The sequence below is a fragment of the Streptomyces sp. DSM 110735 genome (genome assembly GCF_016482685.1).
In the GTDB taxonomy this organism is placed as follows: Bacteria; Actinomycetota; Actinomycetes; order Streptomycetales; family Streptomycetaceae; genus Streptomyces.
The window spans coordinates 45709-66728 of sequence record NZ_JACYHF010000014.1; the positions used below are offsets into that span (position 1 = coordinate 45709).

At 71.5% G+C, this 21020-nt stretch carries 19 protein-coding genes; 9 read left to right on the forward strand and 10 right to left on the reverse strand.

Annotated features, from left to right (window positions below; all coding sequences use genetic code 11):
* Positions 1-122 precede the first annotated feature (122 nt).
* From IF655_RS21055 to IF655_RS21080, 6 genes are all read right to left on the reverse strand, one after another.
* Entirely contained in the window at positions 123-1112 is a 990-nt protein-coding gene (locus IF655_RS21055; protein ID WP_199586554.1) for a zinc-dependent alcohol dehydrogenase family protein, read from the reverse strand.
* Positions 1109-1948, reverse strand: coding sequence for a carbohydrate ABC transporter permease (locus tag IF655_RS21060; RefSeq protein WP_199586555.1), 840 nt, complete (start codon positions 1946-1948; stop codon positions 1109-1111). Before IF655_RS21060 ends, IF655_RS21055 begins: the two co-directional genes overlap by 4 nt.
* Complete coding sequence (locus tag IF655_RS21065; protein WP_199586556.1) at positions 1945-2886, reverse strand: carbohydrate ABC transporter permease; 942 nt, start codon at positions 2884-2886, stop codon at positions 1945-1947. The genes IF655_RS21060 and IF655_RS21065 overlap by 4 nt, the downstream gene beginning before the upstream one ends.
* 15 nt (positions 2887-2901) lie before the next feature.
* Positions 2902-4275: a sugar ABC transporter substrate-binding protein gene (locus IF655_RS21070; RefSeq protein WP_199586557.1), complete on the reverse strand. Its 1374-nt coding sequence runs from the start codon at positions 4273-4275 to the stop codon at positions 2902-2904.
* Between the two features lie 218 nt (positions 4276-4493).
* Positions 4494-5264, reverse strand: coding sequence for a DeoR/GlpR family DNA-binding transcription regulator (locus IF655_RS21075; protein ID WP_199586558.1), 771 nt, complete (start codon positions 5262-5264; stop codon positions 4494-4496).
* Positions 5265-5536: 272 nt separating this feature from the next.
* Positions 5537-6358: an NAD(P)-dependent oxidoreductase gene (locus IF655_RS21080; protein WP_199586559.1), complete on the reverse strand. Its 822-nt coding sequence runs from the start codon at positions 6356-6358 to the stop codon at positions 5537-5539.
* Between the two features lie 248 nt (positions 6359-6606).
* Between IF655_RS21080 and IF655_RS21085 the strand changes: the two genes are divergently transcribed.
* Positions 6607-7788, forward strand: coding sequence for a hypothetical protein (locus tag IF655_RS21085; protein WP_199586560.1), 1182 nt, complete (start codon positions 6607-6609; stop codon positions 7786-7788).
* On the opposite strand, the gene IF655_RS21090 is transcribed toward IF655_RS21085, so the two are convergent.
* A complete protein-coding gene (locus tag IF655_RS21090; RefSeq protein WP_199586561.1) occupies positions 7725-8948 on the reverse strand; it encodes an MFS transporter in 1224 nt (407 codons plus the stop codon). The two genes, IF655_RS21085 and IF655_RS21090, sit on opposite strands and share 64 nt — an antisense overlap.
* 191 nt (positions 8949-9139) lie before the next feature.
* On the opposite strand from IF655_RS21090, the gene IF655_RS21095 reads away from it, so the two are divergent.
* The 3 genes from IF655_RS21095 (at position 9140) to IF655_RS21105 (ending at position 12385) form a co-directional block, all read left to right on the forward strand.
* On the forward strand, positions 9140-9736 hold the full coding sequence (locus tag IF655_RS21095; RefSeq protein ID WP_199586562.1) for a TIGR03086 family metal-binding protein: 597 nt from the start codon (positions 9140-9142) through the stop codon (positions 9734-9736).
* A 220-nt stretch (positions 9737-9956) separates the two neighbouring features.
* Positions 9957-10754, forward strand: coding sequence for an HAD family acid phosphatase (locus IF655_RS21100; protein WP_199586563.1), 798 nt, complete (start codon positions 9957-9959; stop codon positions 10752-10754).
* Positions 10755-10930: 176 nt separating this feature from the next.
* Entirely contained in the window at positions 10931-12385 is a 1455-nt protein-coding gene (locus IF655_RS21105) for an NCS2 family permease (protein ID WP_199586564.1), read from the forward strand.
* A 69-nt stretch (positions 12386-12454) separates the two neighbouring features.
* On the opposite strand, the gene IF655_RS21110 is transcribed toward IF655_RS21105, so the two are convergent.
* Together IF655_RS21110 and IF655_RS21115 are read right to left on the reverse strand one after the other, a co-directional pair.
* A complete protein-coding gene (locus IF655_RS21110; protein ID WP_199586565.1) occupies positions 12455-13906 on the reverse strand; it encodes a penicillin-binding protein 2 in 1452 nt (483 codons plus the stop codon).
* 130 nt (positions 13907-14036) lie between these two features.
* Positions 14037-14810 (reverse strand): IclR family transcriptional regulator, encoded by a 774-nt coding sequence (locus IF655_RS21115; protein WP_199586566.1) that lies wholly within the window; start codon positions 14808-14810, stop codon positions 14037-14039.
* A gap of 226 nt (positions 14811-15036) precedes the next feature.
* On the opposite strand from IF655_RS21115, the gene IF655_RS21120 reads away from it, so the two are divergent.
* Both IF655_RS21120 and IF655_RS21125 read left to right on the forward strand, forming a co-directional pair.
* Positions 15037-16563 carry an aldehyde dehydrogenase (NADP(+)) gene (locus tag IF655_RS21120; RefSeq protein WP_199586567.1) on the forward strand — a complete coding sequence of 509 codons (1527 nt, stop codon included), beginning with the start codon at positions 15037-15039 and terminating at the stop codon, positions 16561-16563.
* Positions 16564-16641: 78 nt separating this feature from the next.
* Positions 16642-17250, forward strand: coding sequence for a DUF1349 domain-containing protein (locus tag IF655_RS21125; RefSeq protein ID WP_199586568.1), 609 nt, complete (start codon positions 16642-16644; stop codon positions 17248-17250).
* Here IF655_RS21125 and IF655_RS21130 read toward each other — a convergent pair.
* Positions 17210-18595, reverse strand: a complete 1386-nt coding sequence (locus IF655_RS21130; RefSeq protein ID WP_199586569.1) for an MFS transporter — start codon at positions 18593-18595, stop codon at positions 17210-17212. The genes IF655_RS21125 and IF655_RS21130 overlap by 41 nt on opposite strands.
* Before the next feature lie 70 nt (positions 18596-18665).
* Between IF655_RS21130 and IF655_RS21135 the strand changes: the two genes are divergently transcribed.
* The 3 genes from IF655_RS21135 to IF655_RS21145 all read left to right on the forward strand — a co-directional run bounded on the left by IF655_RS21135 (position 18666) and on the right by IF655_RS21145 (position 20934).
* On the forward strand, positions 18666-19643 hold the full coding sequence (locus tag IF655_RS21135) for a GlxA family transcriptional regulator (protein WP_199586570.1): 978 nt from the start codon (positions 18666-18668) through the stop codon (positions 19641-19643).
* A complete protein-coding gene (locus IF655_RS21140) occupies positions 19640-20143 on the forward strand; it encodes a GNAT family N-acetyltransferase (RefSeq protein ID WP_199586571.1) in 504 nt (167 codons plus the stop codon). Before IF655_RS21135 ends, IF655_RS21140 begins: the two co-directional genes overlap by 4 nt.
* 74 nt (positions 20144-20217) lie before the next feature.
* Positions 20218-20934 carry a DsbA family oxidoreductase gene (locus tag IF655_RS21145; RefSeq protein WP_199586572.1) on the forward strand — a complete coding sequence of 239 codons (717 nt, stop codon included), beginning with the start codon at positions 20218-20220 and terminating at the stop codon, positions 20932-20934.
* The last annotated feature ends 86 nt before the right edge of the window (positions 20935-21020 follow it).

A 21020-nucleotide genomic window follows, 5' to 3' on the forward strand; every position in this document is an offset into this window, starting at 1 on the left:
TGCCGTTCCCTTACCCGGTGCCGCGACCCCCGTTCGGGTCACGGCACCGGGCAGTGCCCTGGGTCAGGCAGGGTCGGTGGCGGCGCCCCGGGCGGGGGTGGGGCGCCGCGACGGTGCCCGGGTCAGGGCACCACGACGATCTTGCGGCCGACGCCCGCCGCGAACTGCTCCAGCGCCTGCGGGTAGTTGTCCAGCGCGATCCGGTCGCTGATGAACACCTCCGGGTTCAGCACCCCGTTCGCGAACAGCTCCGCCGCCCGCTCGAAGCTGTGCAGCACGGCCATGGAGCCCGTGATGGTGATCTCCTGGTTGTAGATGCGGTACGGGTCGATGGTGACCCGCGTCGCGTAGTCGGCCACGCCGAACTGCAGGAACGTACCCGCCTTCGCGACCCGGCCCAGACCGTCCTGGATCGCCGCCGCGTTGCCGGTCGCGTCGATCACGACCTCCCAGCCCTGCGGCCGGTCCAGCTCGTCGGCGTTCGCCGCCGCGCCCGAGACGCCGAGCAGCTTGGCGGTCTCCAGGCGGGCCGGGTTGATGTCCACGATGTCCACGCTGGAGGCGCCGGTGCGCTTGGCCAGCTCCATCATCATCAGACCCATGGTGCCCGAGCCGTAGATCAGCACATGGGCGCCGAGGCGGGAGTTGAGGATGTCGTAGCCGCGCACCGCGCAGGACAGCGGCTCGATCAGCGCCGCGTCCTCGGTGCGCACGTGCTCGGGCAGCTTCACGCAGTTGGCCACCGGCGCCACCGCGAACTGGGCGGCGCCGCCCGCCGTGGTCACGCCGATCGCGGCCCAGCGCTCGCACATGTTGTTGTGGCCGTCGCGGCAGAAACGGCACTCGTAGCAGTAGAGCGAGGGGTCGACGGCGACCCGGTCGCCCACCGCGACCTCGGTGACCTGGCTGCCGATCCCGACGACCTCGCCCGCGAACTCGTGGCCCGGGATGATCGGCAGCTTGGGCGCGAACTCGCCCTGGAGGATGTGCAGATCGGTGCCGCACAGGCCGCAGGCCGCGACCTCGACGACGACCTCGCGGGGTCCGGGCGTCGGGTCGGGGACCTCCATGACGACGGCGCGGCCCACGGACTCGATGACGGCGGCCTTCATTTCACGGCTCCAAGCGACAGGCCCTGGACCAGCTTGTCCTGGGCGGCGAACCCCGCGGCGAGCACCGGCAGGGAGATGACGAGGGACGCGGCGCACACCTTGGCCAGGAACAGGCCCTGGCTGGTGATGAAGCTCGTCAGGAACACGGGGGCGGTCTGGGCGACCACGCCCGTCAGGACCCGGGCGAACAGCAGCTCGTTCCAACTGAAGATGAAGCAGATCAGGGACGTCGCCGCGATGCCCGGAAGGGCGATCGGGGCCACCACGCGCGCCAGGATCATCGGCAGCGGCGCCCCGTCCACCCGCGCCGCCTCGATGATGGCGACCGGCACCTCGGCGAGGAACGACTGCATCATCCACACCGCGATCGGCAGGTTCATCGAGGTGTAGAGGATGACCAGCAGCCAGATGTTGTCCAGCATCCCGGTGTTCTTCGCGAACAGGTACAGCGGCAGCAGACCCGCCACGGCGGGCAGCATCTTGGTGGACAGGAAGAAGAACAGGACGTCCGTCCACTTCCGCACCGGCCGGATCGACAGCGCGTACGCCGCCGGAAGGGCGAGCAGCAGCACGAAGACGGTCGAGAGCACCGACGCCATCGCCGAGTTGATCAGCGCGGGCCACGGGCTCGCCCCGCCGTTCGCGCCGAAGAAGTCGCGGTAGCCGTCCAGGGTGAGGGCGGCGGCGAAGGACGGCGGGTTGGTCGCCGCGTCCGTCTCGGAGTGGAAGGACGTCAGTGCCATCCAGGCGATGGGCAGGAAGAAGACGATGCCGGCCAGCCAGGCCACCAGGCCAAGACCGATGCCGCCGCGCCGCTTCGCGGTCAGGGCGCTCATCCGCGCGACACCTCCTCGCGGAACAGGGACGACACCACGCGCAGGGCGAAGGTCGCGATGACGATGGAACCGATGACGACGAGCACGCCCGCGGCGGACGCCAGGCCGTTCTCGTGCGCCTGGTAGAAGGTCTGGTACACGGTGTAGGGCAGGTTGGCGGTGCCGAGACCGCCGGAGGTCAGCGTGAACACCGCGTCGAAGTTCTGCACGATGTAGATGGAACCCAGCAGGGCGCCCAGTTCCAGGTAACGGCGCAGGTGCGGCAGGGTGAGATGGCGGAAGATCTGCCAGTCGCTCGCCCCGTCCACCCGGGCGGCCTCGATCTGCTGCTGGTCCCGGCTCTGCAGTCCGGCCAGCAGGATCAGCATCATGAACGGCGTCCACTGCCACACCAGCGAAGCCTCGACCGCGAGCAGCGGGGTGTTCGAGATCCAGTCGGGCTGTGGGCCGCCCACATAGTGCAGCAACCCATTGAAAAGACCGTACTCCGGGTTGTAGAGCACATGCTTCCAGAGCAGGGCGGCGGCGGTGGGCACCACCAGGAACGGCGCGATGAGCAGGGTGCGCACCGCGCCGCGGCCCGGGAACTTCCGGTCGAGCAGCAGCGCCAGAGCCAGCCCGATGACCAGGCTGGTCAGCACCACCGCGGCGGTGAGCAGCACGGTCACCCACACCGAGTGGCGCAGGTCCGCGTCGGTCAGCACCTGGCGGTAGTTGTCGACCCCGGCGAAGTGGCGGGCCTTCGGGTAGAGGGCGTTCCAGTCGAAGAACGAGATCACCAGCGTGGCCACGAAGGGCAACTGGGTCACCGCGATCATGAAGACCAGAGCGGGCAGGAGCGGGGCGCGGGTCGCCCACGCGCGCAGGCGGTCCGAGGGCCGCCGGGCCGCCGGCCGCGCCGTGGTGGCGGCGGCCGGGGCCGATGTCGTGACGGTCATGATCCTTGTACTTCTTTACTTCCGGTACTTCTTGCCGACGGTCTCGGCGTACGCCTGCGACTTCTTCAGCGCGCTGTCCACCGACTGACGTCCGGCGATCGCGGAGCTGATCTCCTGGGCGACCTTGGTGCCCAGGTCGGTGAACTCGGGGATGCCGACGAACTGGATGCCCGGCGCGGGCCGGGGCTGCACGCCCGGGTTCTTCGGCTCGGCGCTCGCGATGGCGTCCTTGGTGACGTCCGCGAAGGCGCCCGCCTCCTTGGTGTACTGCGGGATCTCGTAGGTCGAGGCGCGCTTGCCCGCGGGCACGTTGGACCAGCCGGCCTTCTGCCCGACCAGGTTCTCGTAGCCCTTGCCGGACGCCCAGGAGATGAACTTCCAGGCGTCGTCGGGGTGCTTGGACGCCTTCTGGATGCCCCACGCCCAGGTGTAGAGCCAGCCGGAGCTCTTGGTCTTCTCGACCGGCGCCGACACATAGCCGATCTTGCCCTTGACCGGGGAACCGGCCGCCTCCAGCGAGCCCGCGCCCGCCGTGGCGTCGTACCACATGGCGGTCTTGCCCTGGGTCATGTTGTTCAGGCACTCGGCGTAGCCGGACTGCGCGGCGCCGGACTCACCGTGCTTGCGCACCAGGTCGACATAGAACTTGGTGGCCTTCTTGAACTCGGGGGAGGTCAGGCGGGCGTTCCAGTCCTTGTCGAACCAGGTGCCGCCGAAGGTGTTGACCACCGTGGTCAGCGGGGCGATGACCTCGCCCCAGCCGGGCAGACCGCGCAGGCAGATGCCCTTCATGCCGGGCTCGGCGCCGTCCGCCTTCGCGGCGATGTCGGCCACCTGCTGCCAGGTGGGGTGGGTCGGCATCGTCAGCTTCTTCTTCGCCAGGACGTCCTTGCGGTACATCAGGAAGGAGGACTCGCCGTAGAACGGCTCGCCGTAGAGCTTGCCGTCCGTGCCGGTCAGCGCCTGCGTCATCGGCGTGAGGATGTCCTGCTGGTCGAAGCCCTTGTCGCTCTTGACGTAGCTGTCGACCGAGTGCAGCCAGCCGTTCTTGGCGTAGATCGGGATCTCGTAGTTGCTCAGGGTCGCGACGTCGTACTGGCCCGCCTGGTTGGCGAAGTCCTGGCTGATCTTGTCTCTGACATCGTTTTCCGGCAGCGTCGTGAAGTTCACCTTGATGCCGGTCTTCTTGGTGAAGTTGGCGGCGGTGAGCTTCTGCAGCTCCACCATCTGCGGGTTGTTCACCATCAGGACGTTGATGGAGTGGGCGGTGGACCCGCCGCCTCCCGCGCCGCCCGCGCCCGCGCAGCCGGTGAGCAGGGGCGAGACGAGCGTTCCCGCGGCAGCGGCGGCGAGGAGAACGCGAGGCGTACGTCGGCTCTGGGTTGGCATGGCTGGGGTGCTCCTGATCGCTTGTCGGTCCCGTAAGCGGAAGGTGGGTGGTGCGGGTGGTGCGGTGGCGGGTGATGCGGGTGGTGCTCAGGTGGTGCCGGTGGTGCTCGGGGTGTGGCGGGACCGGCCGTGCGGCTCGCCGGGGGTACGGCGGACGGCCGGGTGGTGCGGGTACATGGGGGGCGGTGCGTGCGGGGAGGCGGCTTCGGGCCCTGCGGTCAGACCCTGATGACCTGCGGTCCGAGGAGTGAGTAGCGGTGGGCCTCGGCGGCCGGGAGCTGGGTGCTCGTGACGATCGCGTCCACCGCGCCGACATCGGCGAACCGGCAGAAGCTGACCGCCCCGAACTTGGTGTGGACGCCCGCGAAGACCGTGCGCCGCGAGGCGCGGACGGCCTGTGCCTTGACCTCGCTCACGGCGGGATCGGGTGTGGTCAGACCGTGTTCGCGGGAGATGCCGTTGGCGCCGACGAACGCGAGGTCCAGGACGAACCCGGCCAGCATCTTGGTCGTCCAGTGGTCGACCGTGGCGAGCGTTCCGGCCCTGACCCGGCCGCCCAGCAGCAGGACCGAGACGTTCTCGGCCTCCGCGAGGGCGCCCGCGACCGGCAGGGAGGCGGTGACCACGGTGAGCTGGCGGTCGGCGGGCAGGGCCTCGGCGATGAGCTGCGGGGTGAAGCCCTCGTCGACGAAGACCGACTCGGCGTCCCCGAGCAGTTCGGCCGCGGCGGCGGCGATCCTGCGCTTCTCGGGAACGTGGCTGGTGGCACGGAAGGCGAGCGTCGTCTCGAATCCGGCGCTCTCGACCGGGTAGGCGCCTCCGTGCGTACGGCGGACCAGACCGTGGTCCTCCAGCGCGCGCAGATCGCGCCGGATGGTCTCCTTGGCCACGCCCAGCTCGATGGCCAGAGCGGCGACGTCCACGGCGCCGGTCTCGCGTGCCGCGCGCACGATCGCGCGCTGGCGCTCCTCGGCCGTGTTGGTGCCCATGTAGTCACCCGCTCTCGTCATTGAGATGCCCGTTCGGGCCCTGGGGAGAGTTCTACAGCGGTCGCGCGGCGCTGACCAGGTCTGTTGGGTGTCCGATCCTGCCCGTGTGTGCCCGTTCACACAGCGCCATGCCCGCCCCGGACCTGCGCGGCTGCCCGAACGGAGATCGAAGCGGGCGCAACGGGTGCCCGAAACGGCGGCGGGCGGGCCCGTTTGGTGCCCGCCCGCCGCCGCGAGGGATCGTTTTCGGCCGCACCGGGGCGCGGCGGGTCTCAGTACGGCCAGATCGGCGGGTCGACGAGGAAGGGACCGCCCAGGTGGTGATGGGCCGGGTTCGCCGGGTCCAGCTCGCCCTCCTCGGCGATCAGATCGGCCGCGTACGGCTCGGAGTCGTCGCGCGGCTCGTAGCCGAGCGCCCGCGCACCGCTCAGGTCCATCCACGCGCGCGTGTTGGCCGAGCCGCCGTAGACGACCGTGTGGCCGACGCCCTCGGCGGTCAGCGCCGCGTGGAAGAGGCGGGCGGCGTCGGCGGGACTCAGCCAGATCGACAGCATCCGCACGCTGGTGGGCTCCGGGAAGCAGGAGCCGATGCGCACGGAGACGGTCTCCAGGCCGTGCTTGTCCCAGTAGAGCTGGGCCAGGTCCTCGCCGAAGCACTTGGACAGACCGTAGAAGGTGTCCGGGCGGTGCGGGGTGTCGGCGGGGATCGGGCGTCCGCCGTCCAGGGGCGCGGAGGTGTAGCCGACGGCGTGGTTGGAGGAGGCGAAGACCACGCGCGGGACGCCTTCGAGGCGGGCGGCCTCGTAGAGGTTGAAGGTGCCCTCGATGTTGGCGCGGAGGATCTTCTCGAACGGCGCCTCCAGGGAGATGCCCGCGAGGTGGAGGATCCCGTCCACCCCGCGCACCGCCTCGCGCAGGGTCTCCCGGTCCGCGAGGTCGGCGATGATCGCGTCCGGTTCACCCTCGACGGGGCGGGCGTCCAGCAGGCGCAGCGTGTAGCCGTACTGGGGCAGCAGGGAGCGCATCAGGGTGCCGACTCCGCCGGAGGCGCCGGTGAGCAGGAGGGTGCGGGGCGCTGTGTGGGGGGCGGACATGTGGTCTCCTTGCCGCTGGGCTGCCGGTCGTATGCGCGAACGTGATTCACATACATGGGCAAGCTATGGAGCGCCGCCGGGACCGGTCAAGGGGACATCCCGGGACGGAACGCCCGTGTGCGGGTGGCTTGTTGGATGCCTTGACCCGCCCGAGAGCGGGACCGTAGCGTGCCGCTGTTCATGGACTTGGACGCCGGTCAGGGATACACCCCGTACGCTGCTCCGGCCGTGCCGCCGGAGGTGGAGACGTGAAGGCGTCGGCGTTCGTCTACCCCTGGGACGTGGTCGGTGATCCCGCCGCGGCCGACCGGATCGCCGGGCTCGGTGTGGAACAGGCCACGCTCGCCGCCGCCTACCACTCCACCCGCGCGCTCACCCCGCGCCATCCCCGCCACCGGATCGTCACCGCCGAGCACACGGCGGTGCTCTATCCGCCGGGGGACCGGTGGGCGGACCGTGTGCTCCGCCCCCACGTGGCGGGCGACTGGGCGCCCGGCGACGCCTGGGGTGAGGCCGCCGGGGCGCTCGCGGCGGCGGGTCTGGAGGTGCACACCTGGGTGGTGCTCGCCCACAACTCCCGCCTGGGCGCCGAGCATCCGCACACCTCGGTCGTCAACGCCTACGGCGACCGCTACCCCTGGGCGCCCTGTATCGCCCAGCCCGCCGTCCGCGCCTATCTGGTGGACCTGGCCGCCGAAGCCGCCGTACGCCCCGGCGCGCACGGCACCGAACTGGAGTCCCTCGGCTGGTACGGGCTGCGCCATCTGCACGCCCACGACAAGACGGGCGGGGTCGCCCTCGGGGACGCGGGCGAGTATCTGATGTCGCTCTGCTTCTGCCCCGACTGCCGGGAGGGGTACGGCGAACACGGCCTGGACGCCGACAAGCTGGCAGCCGTCGTACGGGGCGCCCTGGAGCCGGTGTGGCGCGGGGCGGCGGACGACGGCGAGGGCTGGTCGAACGTGGAGCGGCTGCTCGGCGCGGACACGGCGGCGGCCACGCTGGCCTGGCGCGAGCACACCGCCCGCACCCTCCAGGAGGACGCCGTCGCGGCCGTACGCGCCGCCGCGCCCGAGGGCTTCCAGGTGCTCCTGCACGCGGACCCGGTGTCGTACCACTGCGGCGCCAACGCCGGGGTGGATGCCGCCCACATACTCTCCCTGGCGGATGGTGTGGTGGTGCCCTGTGTGGGCGGTACGGCTGTGGACGGTACGGCGCGGCTGGCGCCCTTCGCCGCGCGGGCCGGTCTCGACACGGTGCTGGCCGCCAACCTCACCATCGTCTCCGGTCTCGGCGGCAGTCCGGGCACCCTCGCGGCCGACGCGGTCCGGGCGCAGGACGCCGGGGCCACCGAACTGCGGCTCTATCACGCCGGGTTGGCATCGGACGGCGACCTCGCGGCGGTGCGGGAGGCGCTGTCGGGGCACTGAGCGAGGAGGACCGCCGTGAGGAGCAGGGGGAGGGCGTAGAGCGGCAGGAGCAGCCTCAGGTCGGCGGTCTCGACCAGGGCGGCGCCGAGGGCCAGACCGAGCACGTTCGGGGCGAACACCAGGGTGTTCGTGGCGGCCGAGGCGCGACCAAGGAGGTCCTCGGGCGTCTCGCGCTGCACCGCCGTGAACGCCGCGATCAGCGCGCACGGCAGCCCGATCCCGGCCACCGCGCCCGCCGCCAGCGCCACCGGGGCGGACGGCACCACCCGTGCCGCCACCGCGAGCGCCGTCAGGGCGATCCCGGCCGCAGCGAACCGGTGGGCGCCGAACCGGGCGAGGAGCGGTCCGGCGGCCACGCCGATCACCACCGAACCGGCGCCCTGGGCGGCGTACAGCACGCCCGCGTAGGCGGGGGCGCGGCCGAGGCGGTCCACGACGGCGTACACCGTGGCGCCGTTCAGCGCGGCGAGCAGCATCGTGGTGCCTGCCGCCATGACGAGCGGTCGCAGGGTGGGGTGGGACCACACGTGGCGCACGCCCTGGGTGATGTGCGGGGGCTCGTGTCCCTCCGGACGCTCCTCGCGCACCCGGAGCAGGGCGCACAGGGCGGCGGCGAGCACGAAGGTGGCCGCGTCGAGCAGGGCGACGGCCGGACCGCCGTACGCGGTGTAGAGACCGGCGCCCGCCAGGGGTGCGAGCAGCTTCATGCCCTCCCTGGCGGTCATGCGCAGCCCGTTGAAGGCGCCGAGCAGCTCGGGGTCCACGGCGGCTCCGACCAGGGCGGACTCGGCCGCGTCGTGCACGGCGTCGGCGGCGCCGTACAGGAACAGCACCGCGAACAGCAGCCAGAGGCGGGCGGGGGAGTCGACGGTGGTCAGCGGGATCAGCAGCGCGGCCAGGACCAGGTTCATGGTGATCATCAGGGGGCGTCTGCGCACGCGGTCCGCGAGCGCGCCCAGCGCCGGTCCGGCCAGCGTGGGCGCCCACAGGGCGAACACACACAGCGCCGCCAGCCCGTCGGACCCGGTGATGTCCTTGACCCACACCCCCGACGCCAGCCACAGCGCGGACGAACCGAACCCGGACACCACCGTGGTCGCCAGACACAGCCCCGCGGACCGGTCCCGCAGCACGCGCCGCACGGTCGAGAAAGTCGTCATGCCCACCGATCGTGGGTCTGAGGAGGGGGACGGGGGATCGGGAGGATGCCCTATTCGGGGCCGAATTCGGGGTCGAATTCGGGACCGGTCAGGGGTCTGTCCGGGGAGACGCCGATGAGTTCACCCCCTCGACCGGGTCACACCTCCAGACACGGACGCTCGCCGTGCCCCCTGCGCGTGAGGAGCCCGCCATGACCGATCCGACCGCCCCGCTGCCCGACCTCGGCCCCCAGACCCGGGTCGTGGCCCAACTCGCCGACCATGTGGCCGACCACCACCTGACGGCCCCCACCCCGTGCCCGGACTACACAGTCGGCGACCTGCTGGCCCACCTGCACAACCTGTCCCTCGCCTTCCGGTCGGCCGCGCTCAAGGACTTCGGCCCGAGGACCGACACCGCCCCCACCACCGCCAAGCCCGTCCTCTCCCCGGACTGGCGCACGGAGCTGCCCAAGGCCCTGGACGCCCTGGCCGACGCCTGGCGCGACCCCTCCGCCTGGACCGGCGACACCCGCGCCGGTGGCGTCGCCCTCCCCGGCGAGGTCGCGGGCGCCGTGGCCGCCGACGAACTGGTGATCCACGCCTGGGACCTCGCCCGAGCCCTGGACCTCCCCTACACCCCCGACCCCGAAGCCCTGTCCTCCGCCCACACCTTCCTCCGGGCAGCCGCCACCCTCCCCGACCGCCCCGCCGGACTCTTCGGCCCGATCGTGTCCGTCCCGGAGGACGCGTCCCTGCTGGACCGAGCACTGGGGCTGAGCGGACGCGACCCGGGGTGGCGGAGGTAGCGCGGAAACCGGCGGCGCCTCCACGAGAACAGGCGGTTCCCTGCTCGACGCAACGGCGCGAACGGTGGCCTGTGCTCCGCCGGTTCGCTCACGTGGTGTGCCCCGCGCGAGGTCCCCCATGTCCGGCCGACCCTCCGCCTCCCCCCGGAGGGGTCATGGCTTGATATCGATCGTGCAACGTCCGCCCCGCCGCAGCGATGACGCGCGTAGAAAACCTGTCATGCATAAATCACTGCGGATCGCGGCGGCCACCGCCGCCTGTGCGCTCGCCGGGGGACTGCTGTACGGCGCCGGTGCGGCCACCGCCGGGCAGTCGACGGCGAACTCCACCCACGAGCCCTACAACATCGGGGTTCTGGTCAAGGACATCGACACCTACTACGGCACCACCGCCGACAGCAACGGGGTGTACCAGGCGTCGCCGGCCAGCCCGTACGCCAAGGACCTGGCGCGGATCGACGCCGATGCCAAGCGCTGGATCGACCAGGCGGCGCGCAAGACGCACCACCGGGGGCACAAGCCGGCCGTCGTGTTCGACATCGACGACACGCTGCTGCTGAGCCTCGACTACGAGAAGCGGTACAACTACACGTACGACCCCGCCACGTGGAACGACTACGTCAACCGTGCCGACCGGCCCGAGGTCTTCGGCAGCCCCGCCCTCGTGCGGTACGCCGAGTCCAAGGGTGTCGCCGTCTTCTACAACTCCGGGCTCAGTGAGTCGCAGCGCGCCGGTGCGGTGGAGAACCTGAAGAAGGTCGGCGCCGACGTGAACCTCGACCCGGCGCACATGTTCCTCAAGGACAAAGCCAACCCGCCCGCCTACCTGTCGGGTTGTGCCACGCCGGGCACCTGGACCTGCACGACCGTGCAGTACAAGGCCGGTACCCGCCAGCACATCGAGAAGGACCTCGGGTACGACATCATCGCCAACTTCGGCGACCAGTACTCGGACCTGGACGGCGGTTACGCCGACCGCACGTACAAGCTGCCCAACCCGACGTACTTCGTCAGCTAAGTCCCAACCGAGCTGACAGACACGGCAGTTGCCGTCCGGCCCCGGCCCTCCCGCCGGGGCCGGAGTCATGTCCGATTCCGTTACACGGGGAAAACCTGAAACCGGTGGAACAGGGGAACAATCCAGCCAGCATCCGCACACACACCCGCCACGGCGGCGCGACGAGGAGTACGCCCATGTCCGAGACGCAGAAGGTGGATTCACAGCCCGGCAGAGCCGCGCCCCCCGCCGGAAACGGTGTCGACCGGTACTTCCGGATATCCGAGCGGGGATCGAGCTTCGGGCGTGAGATACGCGGCGGCGTCGCCACGTTCTTCACCATGGCCTACATCCTCGTGCTCAACCCGATCATCCTGGGCAGCGCCAAGGACAAGTTCGGGCACACCCTCGACACCGGCCAACTCGCCACCGCCACCGCCCTCGTGGCCTGCGTGATGACGATCATCATGGGCGTCGGCGGCAACCTCCCGCTCGCCATCGCCGCTGGCCTCGGTCTCAACGCCGTCGTCGCCTTCCAGCTCGCCCCGCTGATGAGCTGGTCCGACGCGATGGGTCTGGTCGTCATCGAGGGCGTCGTCATCTGCGTCCTGGTCCTCACCGGACTGCGCGAGGCGATCATGAATGCCATCCCGCAGCAGCTCAAACAGGCCATCGGCGTCGGCATCGGTCTGTTCATCGCCTTCATCGGACTCGTGGACTCGGGCTTCGTCAGCCGTATCCCGGACGTCGCCCACACCACGGTCCCCGTGCAGCTCGGCGCCACCGGGCGGCTGACCGGCTGGCCCGTGCTCGTCTTCTGCATCGGCGTCCTGCTCACCATCGCGCTGCTCGCCCGCAAGGTGAAGGGCGCGATCCTCATCAGCATCGTCACGATGACCGTCGTCGCGATCGTCGTCAACGCGGTCGCGGACGTGAAGAGCTGGGGACTGACCACCCCGAAGGTCCCTGACAGCGTCGTCGCCGCGCCGGACTTCGGGCTCGTCGGACACTTCGACCTGTTCGGCGGGTTCGCCAAGGCGGGCGTGCTGACCGCCGTCCTGCTGGTCTTCACCCTCGTGCTGTCCGACTTCTTCGACGCCATGGGCACCATCGTCGGCATCAGCGCCGAGGCCGGACTCCTGGACGAGCGGGGCAAGGTGCCCGGCATCGGACGGGTGCTGTTCATCGACGGCGCCGCGGCCGTCGCGGGCGGTGTCGGCTCCGCCTCCTCCAACACCGCCTACATCGAGTCCGCCGCCGGGGTCGGCGAGGGCGCCCGCACCGGCTTCGCCAACGTGATCACCGGCGGTCTCTTCGGACTCGCGCTCTTCCTCACCCCGCTGCTCACCATCGTCCCGCTCCAGGCGGCGGCGCCCGCGCTGATCGCGGTGGGCTTCCTGATGATGACCCACGTCAAGCACATCGACTGGGACGACTACGAGATCGCCGTCCCGGCATTCCTCACCATCGCCGCGATGCCCTTCACCTACTCCATCACCGACGGCATCGGCGCGGGCTTCCTCGCCTACGTCGTCATCAAGGCGGTCGTGGGCAAGGCGAAGGAGGTCAACTGGCTGCTGTGGGCGGTCTCGGCGCTGTTCCTGGTCTACTTCGCGATCGACCCGGTGGAGCAGCTCCTCGGCGTGCAGTGAGCCGAGCCGTACGCGCACGGGGGCGGCCGGTGCACGCGACACCGGCCGCCCCCGCCCGTCCGCGGACGCCTACTTCAGCGCCGCCGCCATCATCGCCCGCGCCACCGGAGCCGCGAGCCCGTTGCCGCTGACCTCACCCCGCGCCGCGTTCGACTGCTCGACCATCACCGCGACGGCCACCTCCTTGCCGGTGGTGTCCGACTTGCCGTACGAGGTGAACCAGGCGTACGGCGTACCGCTGTTGTTCTCGCCGTGCTGCGCGGTGCCCGTCTTGCCGCCGACCGTCACGCCGTCGATCAGGGCGTTGCGCCCGGTGCCGTCGCGGACGACCGTCTCCATCGCGGAGCGCAACTGCTCGGCCGTACGGGAGCTGACGATCCGCTTGGTCCCGGCGTCCCCGTCATAGTCCTTCAGCAGGTCGCCGTCGCCGCTGGTGAGCTGGGACACCATATGGGGGGACACCAGCTTGCCGTCGTTGGCCATGGCGGCCGACACCATGGCCATCTGGAGCGGGGTGGCGGTCACGTCGAACTGTCCGATGCCGGAGAGCGCGGTCTGCGCCTTGTCCATCTTCGACGGGTACACGCTGGTGTACGCCCGCGCCGGAACGTCCAGCTTCTCGCTGTTGAAGCCGAACTTCTCGGCCATCGCCCGCACCTTGTCCTGCCCGAGGTCCACGGCCAGCTTGCCGAAGACGTTGTTGCAGGAGTACTGGAGCGCGACCCGGATCGAGGCGTTCTCGCACGGCGCCGAGGCGCTCTCGTTCGGCAGCGGGCGGCTGGTGCCCGGCATGATGTACGGCGCCGGGCTGTCCGTGCGCTGGTCCACGTCCGAGTACAGCCCGTCCTCCAGCGCCGCCGAGGCCACGACCAGCTTGAAGGTCGAGCCCGGCGGCAGCGGCTGGCGCATCGCGCGGTTGTTCAGCGGCTTGTCCGGGTCCTTGGTGAGCCGCACCCAGGCGGAGCCCGCCGTGTTCGCGTCCGTGAGCTGCCCGGGGTCGTAGGACGGGGTGGAGACCATCGCGAGGATCTTCCCGGTCTTCGGGTCGATCGCGACGGCGCCGCCCTTCTTGTCGCCCAGCGCCGCGTACCCCGCCTTCTGCACGTCCGGGTCGATGGTCGTGACCACGTCACCGGGATCGGGGCGCCGACCGGTGACGGTGTCCATCATTGTGGTCAGCCGGTTGTCGGTGCCGTTGAGCAGGTCGGCGTAGACGCCCTCCAACTGGGTCGGGGCGTACGCCTGCGAGGCGTAGCCCGTCACCGCGGCGTACAGCTCGCCGTCCTTGTAGGAGCGCTTGTAGGCGAGGTCGCCCTTGGTGCGTGCCGAGCCCGTGACCGCCTTACCGGCCACGATGATGTCCCCGAGCGGGCGCGAGTACGTCGCGATCGCGTTGCGGCGGTTGTCGTTGTCGTCCGCGAGCGCCTTGCCTTCGTAGAACTGCACCCAGGTCGCCCGGAGCAGCAGCCCCAGGACGAGCAGCAGTGCGAAGACGGACGCGTGTCTGATCGTCTTGTTCATCCCGCTCGGACAGACGACCGATCAGATCGGAACGTTCCCCTCCGTTTGTGTTTCTCACGGAACGCTCAGGCGGCTGTGGGGCACGGTCAAACGCCGATGCGCCTGTTGACCCTGTTCACAGCCTCTGTCCTCACAGCCGCCGCGTCGCCAGCGTCAGCCGCTCCCGCGCGTCGAACAGCGCGTCCTTGATCGTCTGCTCGTGGGCGTCCGTCAGCCGCGCCACCGGGACCGAGCAGCTCACGGCGTCCCGCGCGGGGGTCCGGTACGGGACCGCGACCCCGAAGCAGCGCAGCCCGAGCGTGTTCTCCTCGCGGTCCACGGCGAAGCCCTGCTCGCGGATGCGGTGCAGCTCCTCGATGAGCCTCTCGCGGTCGGTGACCGTGTGCTCGGTGAGCGCGGGCAGCTCGCGCGGCAGCAGCGCCCGCACCTGCTCGTCGGTGTGCGTGGCGAGCAGCGCCTTGCCGAGCGAGGTCGCGTGCGCGGGCAGCCGGCGCCCGACGCGGGTGAAGGGGCGCAGATAGTGCTGCGACTGGCGGGTGGCGAGGTAGACCACGTCGGTGCCGTCGAGCCGGGCCAGGTGGATGGTCTCCGTGGTGTCGTCCGCGAGGCGGTCCAGGGTGGGGCGGGCGGCGGCGACCACCTCGTCGCCGTCGATGTACGCGGTGCCGACCAGCAGCGCGCGCACCCCGATGCCGTACCGGGTGCCGGTCGCGTCCGTCTCCACCCAGCCCAGCTCCACCAGCGTGCGCAGCAGCATGTACAGGCTGGACTTGGGGTAGCCGACCGACTCCTGCACATCCGCGAGGGAGTGCATCCCGGGGCGCCCGGCGAAGTACTCGAGGAGTTCCACCGTCCGCACCGCGGACTTCACCTGCGCCCCGCCGCCCGCCTCCGCTGCCGACATCGCCCCCGGCTCCTTCGCTCGCCCTCGTCCGGTCCCGCGTGCTCGCGCCGGGTCCGGTTCGGCGTCGTTCGATCTCGTTCGACTTCGTCCGACGGCGACCTGGAAGTCCGAGGACCCGGAGCCCTAGACTCCGCACTGCCGGTTCACCATCGAAGACGGCGTTCAATATAGCGAACACGGCTGATGAGCGACCTCGACCGTACGGCGTTGTCTGGAGGTACCCGCGGTGGCAGCAGCACCAGTGTGGAGCGTCGACCCGCGCACCGGGAAGCGGCGGGAGCAAGTGGCGGTGGAGGCAACGGCCGAGGAGGTCGACGCGACCGTCCGGGCGGCGCACGCCGCGCGCGGCAGTCTCGCCGACCGCACGGTCCGCGCCGCCTTCCTGCGCACGGCGGCGGACGGCCTGGAGTCGGTACGGGACCTCTTGATCGAGGTCGCCGACGCCGAGAGCGCCCTCGGACCCGTCCGGCTCACCGGTGAACTCGCGCGCACCGCCTATCAGTTGCGGGCGTTCGCGGGCATCGTGGCCGAGGGTGCCTTCCTGGACGTGGTGATCGACCACCCCGACCCCGCCGCCGTCCCGCCGGTCCCCGACCTGCGCCGGATGAAGATCCCGCTCGGGGTCGCGGCCGTCTACGCCGCCTCCAACTTCCCCTTCGCCTTCTCCGTCGCGGGCGGCGACACCGCGAGCGCGCTCGCCGCGGGCTGCCCGGTCGTCGTCAAGGCCCACCCCGACCATCCGGCGCTGTCCGAGCTGGTCGCCAAGGTGCTGCGCCGCGCCGCCGCCGCGCACGGTCTCCCCGAGGCTGTCGTCGGACTGGTGCACGGCTTCGACGCGGGCGTGGAGCTGATCCGGCATCCGCTGCTCGCCGCCGCCGGGTTCACCGGCTCGGTGCGCGGCGGCCGGGCGCTGTTCGACGCCGCCGCCGCCCGCCCGGTGCCGATCCCCTTCCACGGCGAACTCGGCTCGCTGAACCCGGTCGTGGTGACCGAGGCGGCCGCCGCCGAGCGCGGCGACGAGATCGGACTGGGTCTCGCCGGGTCCATGACGCTCGGCGTCGGCCAGTTCTGCGTCAAGCCCGGACTGGTGCTGGTGCCTTCGGACACGTCCGGCGACGGCGTGGTCAAGGCGCTCGTGGACGCGGTGAGCGACACCGACTCCGGCGTGATGCTCGACCCCCGGATGCGGGACGCCTTCGTCGCGGGTGTCGCCGAACGCGCGGCGCTGCCCGGCGTCGAGTCACCGCTCACCCCGGGCGCGGGCGGTCCGCACACGGTCAGCGCGGGTTTCCTCACCGTCCCGGCGACCGAACTGACCGGCGCCTCCCACGACTTGCTCCTGGAGGAGTGCTTCGGACCGGTCACCGTGGTGGCACGCTACGACGACGAGGACCAACTGACTTCCGTCCTCGCCCGGTTGCCCGGCAGTCTCACGGCCACCGTCCATCTGTCCTCGGCGGAGGCGGCGGGCGAGGGGGACGCGACCGAGCTGCTCGCCCGACTCATCCCGCTGGCGGGCAGGTTGGTGGTCGACGGCTGGCCGACCGGCGTCGCCGTCGCCCCGGCCCAGCACCACGGTGGTCCCTACCCGGCGACCACCTCCACCTCGACCTCGGTGGGTGGCACGGCGATCGAGCGGTGGCTGCGCCCGGTGGCGTACCAGAACACCCCCGCGCCGCTGCTTCCGCCGGAGCTGCGGGACGACAACCCGCTGGGTCTGCCCCGCCGTTGCGACGGCGTACTGGAACGCTGAACGCCCGCCGGGTGAACCGCCCCTGTGAAGGGGGCGGAACACCCCGGTCCGCGCCCCGCCCCCTGCGAGAATCCCCGGATGGACATAGCCCTTCCCGAACTCCCTTTCCCCTTGCGGACCTACGGACCCGACGGCGACTGGTCCCACGAGGACGGCGTGCTCACCGGCTGGGCCGGACCCCGCCAGGACCGGTTCGTCACCCCGACCGGGGAGGCTCTGGACCCCGCCACCGACGCGCCCCGGCTGCTCGGATCGCCCGAGGGCGACTTCCAGTTGATCGCCCGGGTCACCGTCGGTTTCAACGCCTCCTTCGACGCCGGGGCGCTCTACGTCCACGTCGGCGACCGCGCCTGGGCCAAGCTCTGCCTGGAGTACTCCCCGGACGTGGCCACCGTCTGCACGGTCGTCACCCGGGGACACTCCGACGACGCCAACTCCTTCACCGTGAGCGGCAGTTCCGTCTGGCTCCGGCTGAGCCGCACCGGTCGCGCCCTCGCCTTCCACGCCTCCCGCGACGGTGAACGCTGGACCTTCGTCCGCCTGTTCACCCTGGGCGACGAGAAGGAGACGTCGAACGCCCTGGTCGGCTTCATGACCCAGTCGCCGCTCGGCGCGGGCTGTGTGGTCACCTACGACCGCCTGGAGTTCAGACCCCGGTGGCCGGACGACCTGCGAGACGGAAGCTGAGCGCGAGGGCCACGAGCAGCGCGGCCACGCAGACGGCCAGGCCCATGCGCAGCCCCGTCACGAAGCCGCCCGCCATCAGCGCCCCGAACACCGCGATGCCGAGCCCGCCGGACACCTGCCGCGCCGCGTTGAGCACGCCCGCCGCGAGCCCGGACCGCCCGGCGGGCACCGCGTCCAGCATCACGGCGGTCAGCGCCGGGATGGCCAGCGCGCAGCCGAGCGCCAGCGGCACCAGCAGCAGCGCGGCTGCGACGGTCGGCGTCGACGTGCCGACCCCGAGCAGCCCCAGCACGCCCACCACGGAGAGCGCGAGACCCGCGGTCATCGGCACCCGGGGACCGTAGCGCCCGGTCAGCTTGCCCGAGACCAGGTTCGTCACCGCGATCACGCCGGTCATCGGCAGGAACATCAGCCCGGCGTACAGCGCCGAACGACCCTGCACCTGCTGGAAGAAGAGCGAGAAGACGAACAGGACGCCGTAGAACGCCACGCTGCACGCCGCCCCCGCCGCGACCGCCGCGCGCACCGCCCGGTCGCGGAACATCCCCAGCGGGACCACCGGATGCGCCCGCCGCGTCTCCACCCGCACGAACACCGCCGCCGCGACCACCGCCACCGCGAGCGCCACCATGCCGGTCGTACCGCCCTCGATCACCGCGAAGGTCACACCGGTCAGGGCGAGCGCGGCAGCGGTCTGTCCGGGCAGGTCCAGCGGGGCGGGCCGGCGCGTCGAGCGCGGGGCGCGCAGCAGCAGGACCAGCGCCACCGCCCCCACCGGCAGGTTGACGAAGAAGATGCCCCGCCAGCCCCAGGCCGTGGTCAGCGCGCCGCCCGCCACCGGACCCAGGGCCAGCGCGGTCGAGCCCCCGGCCGCCCATACGGCCACCGCCCTGGCCCGGCGCGCCGCGTCCGCGTACGCCTCGCGCACCAGGGACAGCGAGGCGGGCAGCACCACGGCGGCTGCCGCGCCCTGCGCCACCCGGGCGGCGGTCAGGACCGCGAGGTTCGGCGCGAAGCCGCACGCCGCCGACGCCAGCGTGAACACCGCGATGCCGATGCCGTACGCCCGGCTCGCCCCCGCCCGGTCGGCGAAGGCACCGGTGGAGAGCATCAGGGCGGCGAAGGGCAGGGTGTAGGCGTCCACCACCCACTGCAGTCCGCGCAGTCCGCCGCCGAGCCCCGAGCCGATGGCGGGGAGGGCGACGTTCACGATCGAGGCGTCGAGGGTGATCAGCGCGGAGCCGAGCAGAGCGGCGGCCAGGGCGAGAGCGGGCGCCGTCCGCTGCTCCAACGGGCTTTCGGAGAGGACGGGTTGGGGAGGGCTGAGGGTCTTGTTCAGGGACATGACTCCAGCTTGCGGAGGACGCGGCGCGTACAGTAGTGGCCTGATTGCCATACGTCCGGAGGTTCTGGCCATGATCCGTGTCGTCGTCATCGCCGCCCCGCCCGTGTCGATGTTCAACCTCGCCATCCCCGACCTGCTGTTCGGCAAGGTCGAGGTGGCGGGCGGACGCGGCTACGAGGTCGTCGTCTGCGCGCCGGACCCCGGTCCGGTGGCCACCTCCGGCGGGCTCGAACTCACCGTGCCGCACGGTCTGGAGGCGCTGCGCGAGGCGCACACCGTGCTCGTCGCGGGCACCGGCGAGACCTACGAACCCGACCTCCGCGTGGTCGCCGCGCTGCGCGAGGCAGCCGACGCGGGCACCCGTATCGCCTCCATCTGCACCGGCGCCTTCTCGCTGGCCAAGGCCGGACTCCTCGACGGCCGCCGGGCCACCACCTACTGGGCGCACGCCGACGAGATGCGCCGCCGCCACCCCGCCATCGCCTTCGAGGGCGACGTGCTCTACACCGAGGACGGCCAGTTCCTCACCTCCAGCGGATACGCCGCCGGAATCGACCTGTGCCTGCACATCGTCCGCACCGACTACGGCGCCGCCGTCGCCAACGAGGTCGCCCGGCTCGCCCTGGTCGCCCCCGTACGCCCGGGCGGGCAGACCCAGTTCACGCACACCCCGCTGCCGCCCGAGCGCGGCACCGCCTGCGCCGACGTGCGCGGCTGGGCCATGCGCAACCTCGACAAGCCGCTCACCCTCACCGACCTCGCCCGCCACTCCGGCGTCAGCGTGCGCACCCTGACCCGCCGCTTCCACGCCGAGAGCGGGGTCAGCCCGCTGCAGTGGCTGCTGCACCAGCGCGTCGAACGCGCCAAGGAACTCCTGGAGACCACCACCCTGCCCATGGACCAGGTCGCCACCGCCTGCGGTCTCGGCACCGCCGACTCGCTGCGCGCCCACGTCGTGCGCCGCACCGGACTGACCCCGAGCGCCTACCGCGCCCAGTTCCGCCGGTACGCAACCGCGCCCACCGGTGCCACGTCCTCACCGGCATGATCAGTGAACGAGCGAACAGCGCCCTGGTGATCCGCCCCGCCGAGCCCGCCGAGGCCGCGACGATCGCCGCGCTGCACGAGCGCGCCCGCTCCACCTACTACCCCGGCGGACTGCCGCCCGCCGACTTCGACTGGACGGACTCCTGGCGCGCCTCCATCGAGCGGCCCGACGGACGGGTCCTGTGCGGCGTCCAGGACGGCCGGATCGTCGCCATCGCCTCCTTCCGCACCCCGGAGGGCGCGCCCGCGGACAAGGTCAAGCTGTTCCAGTTCCACGTCGACCCCGACCACTGGCGCGCGGGACTCGGCACCGCCCTGCACGCCGCCTGCGTGGAGCACTGGCTGGCCGACGGCAGACGGGTCGCCGTACTCGACGTGCACGTGGACAACCGGCGCGCCCAGGACTTCTACGCCCGCCAGGGCTGGGTGCCCGACCCCGAGAACCCGCCCGCCGAGGGCGACCACCACCTCTTCCTGCGCTGGAGCGCGCCCGGGGAATGAACCCGGCTGCTTGAAGGTTCACGTACCGGGTGGGGAGATCCCTCACCCGGTACGAACCGAAGAGAGCCCGAAGAATGCGCGTCGAGATCTGGAGCGACATCGCCTGCCCGTGGTGCTACGTAGGAAAGGCACGCTTCGAGAAGGCGCTCGCTGCCTTCCCGCACCGCGACGACGTCGAGGTCGTGCACCGCTCCTTCGAACTGGACCCCGGCCGCGCCAAGGGCGACGTCCAGCCCGTGCTCACCATGCTCACCAAGAAGTACGGCATGAGCGAGGCCCAGGCCGAGGCGGGCGAGGACAACCTCGGCGCCCAGGCAGCCGCCGAGGGACTGCCCTACCGCACCCGGGGACGCGACCACGGCAACACCTTCGACATGCACCGCCTGCTGCACTTCGCCAAGGAGCAGGGCAGGCAGGACGAGCTGATCGGACTGCTGTACCGCGCCAACTTCGCCGAGGAGCGGTCCGTCTTCACCGAGGGCGACGAGCGCCTGGTGGAGCTGGCCGGGCAGGCGGGTCTGGACCCCGAGGCAGCCCGCGCGGTCCTCGCCGACCCCACCGCCTACGCCGACGAGGTCCGCGCCGACGAGCGCGAGGCGGCTCAGCTCGGCGCCAACGGCGTTCCCTTCTTCGTCCTCGACCGCGCCTACGGCGTCTCCGGCGCCCAGCCCGCCGAGGTCTTCACCCGGGCGCTCACCCAGGCGTGGGACGCGCGCTCCCCGCTCACCGTGCTCGGGCAGGACGACGCCGACACCTGCGGCCCGGACGGGTGCGCGGTGCCGCAGCAGTAGAAAACCGCAGGTGGGAGCCGATCCATAAGGATCGCTGAGAGGCACCGCGTAAAAACGCGCAATGGACGGTGACTCCCCGTGGACGC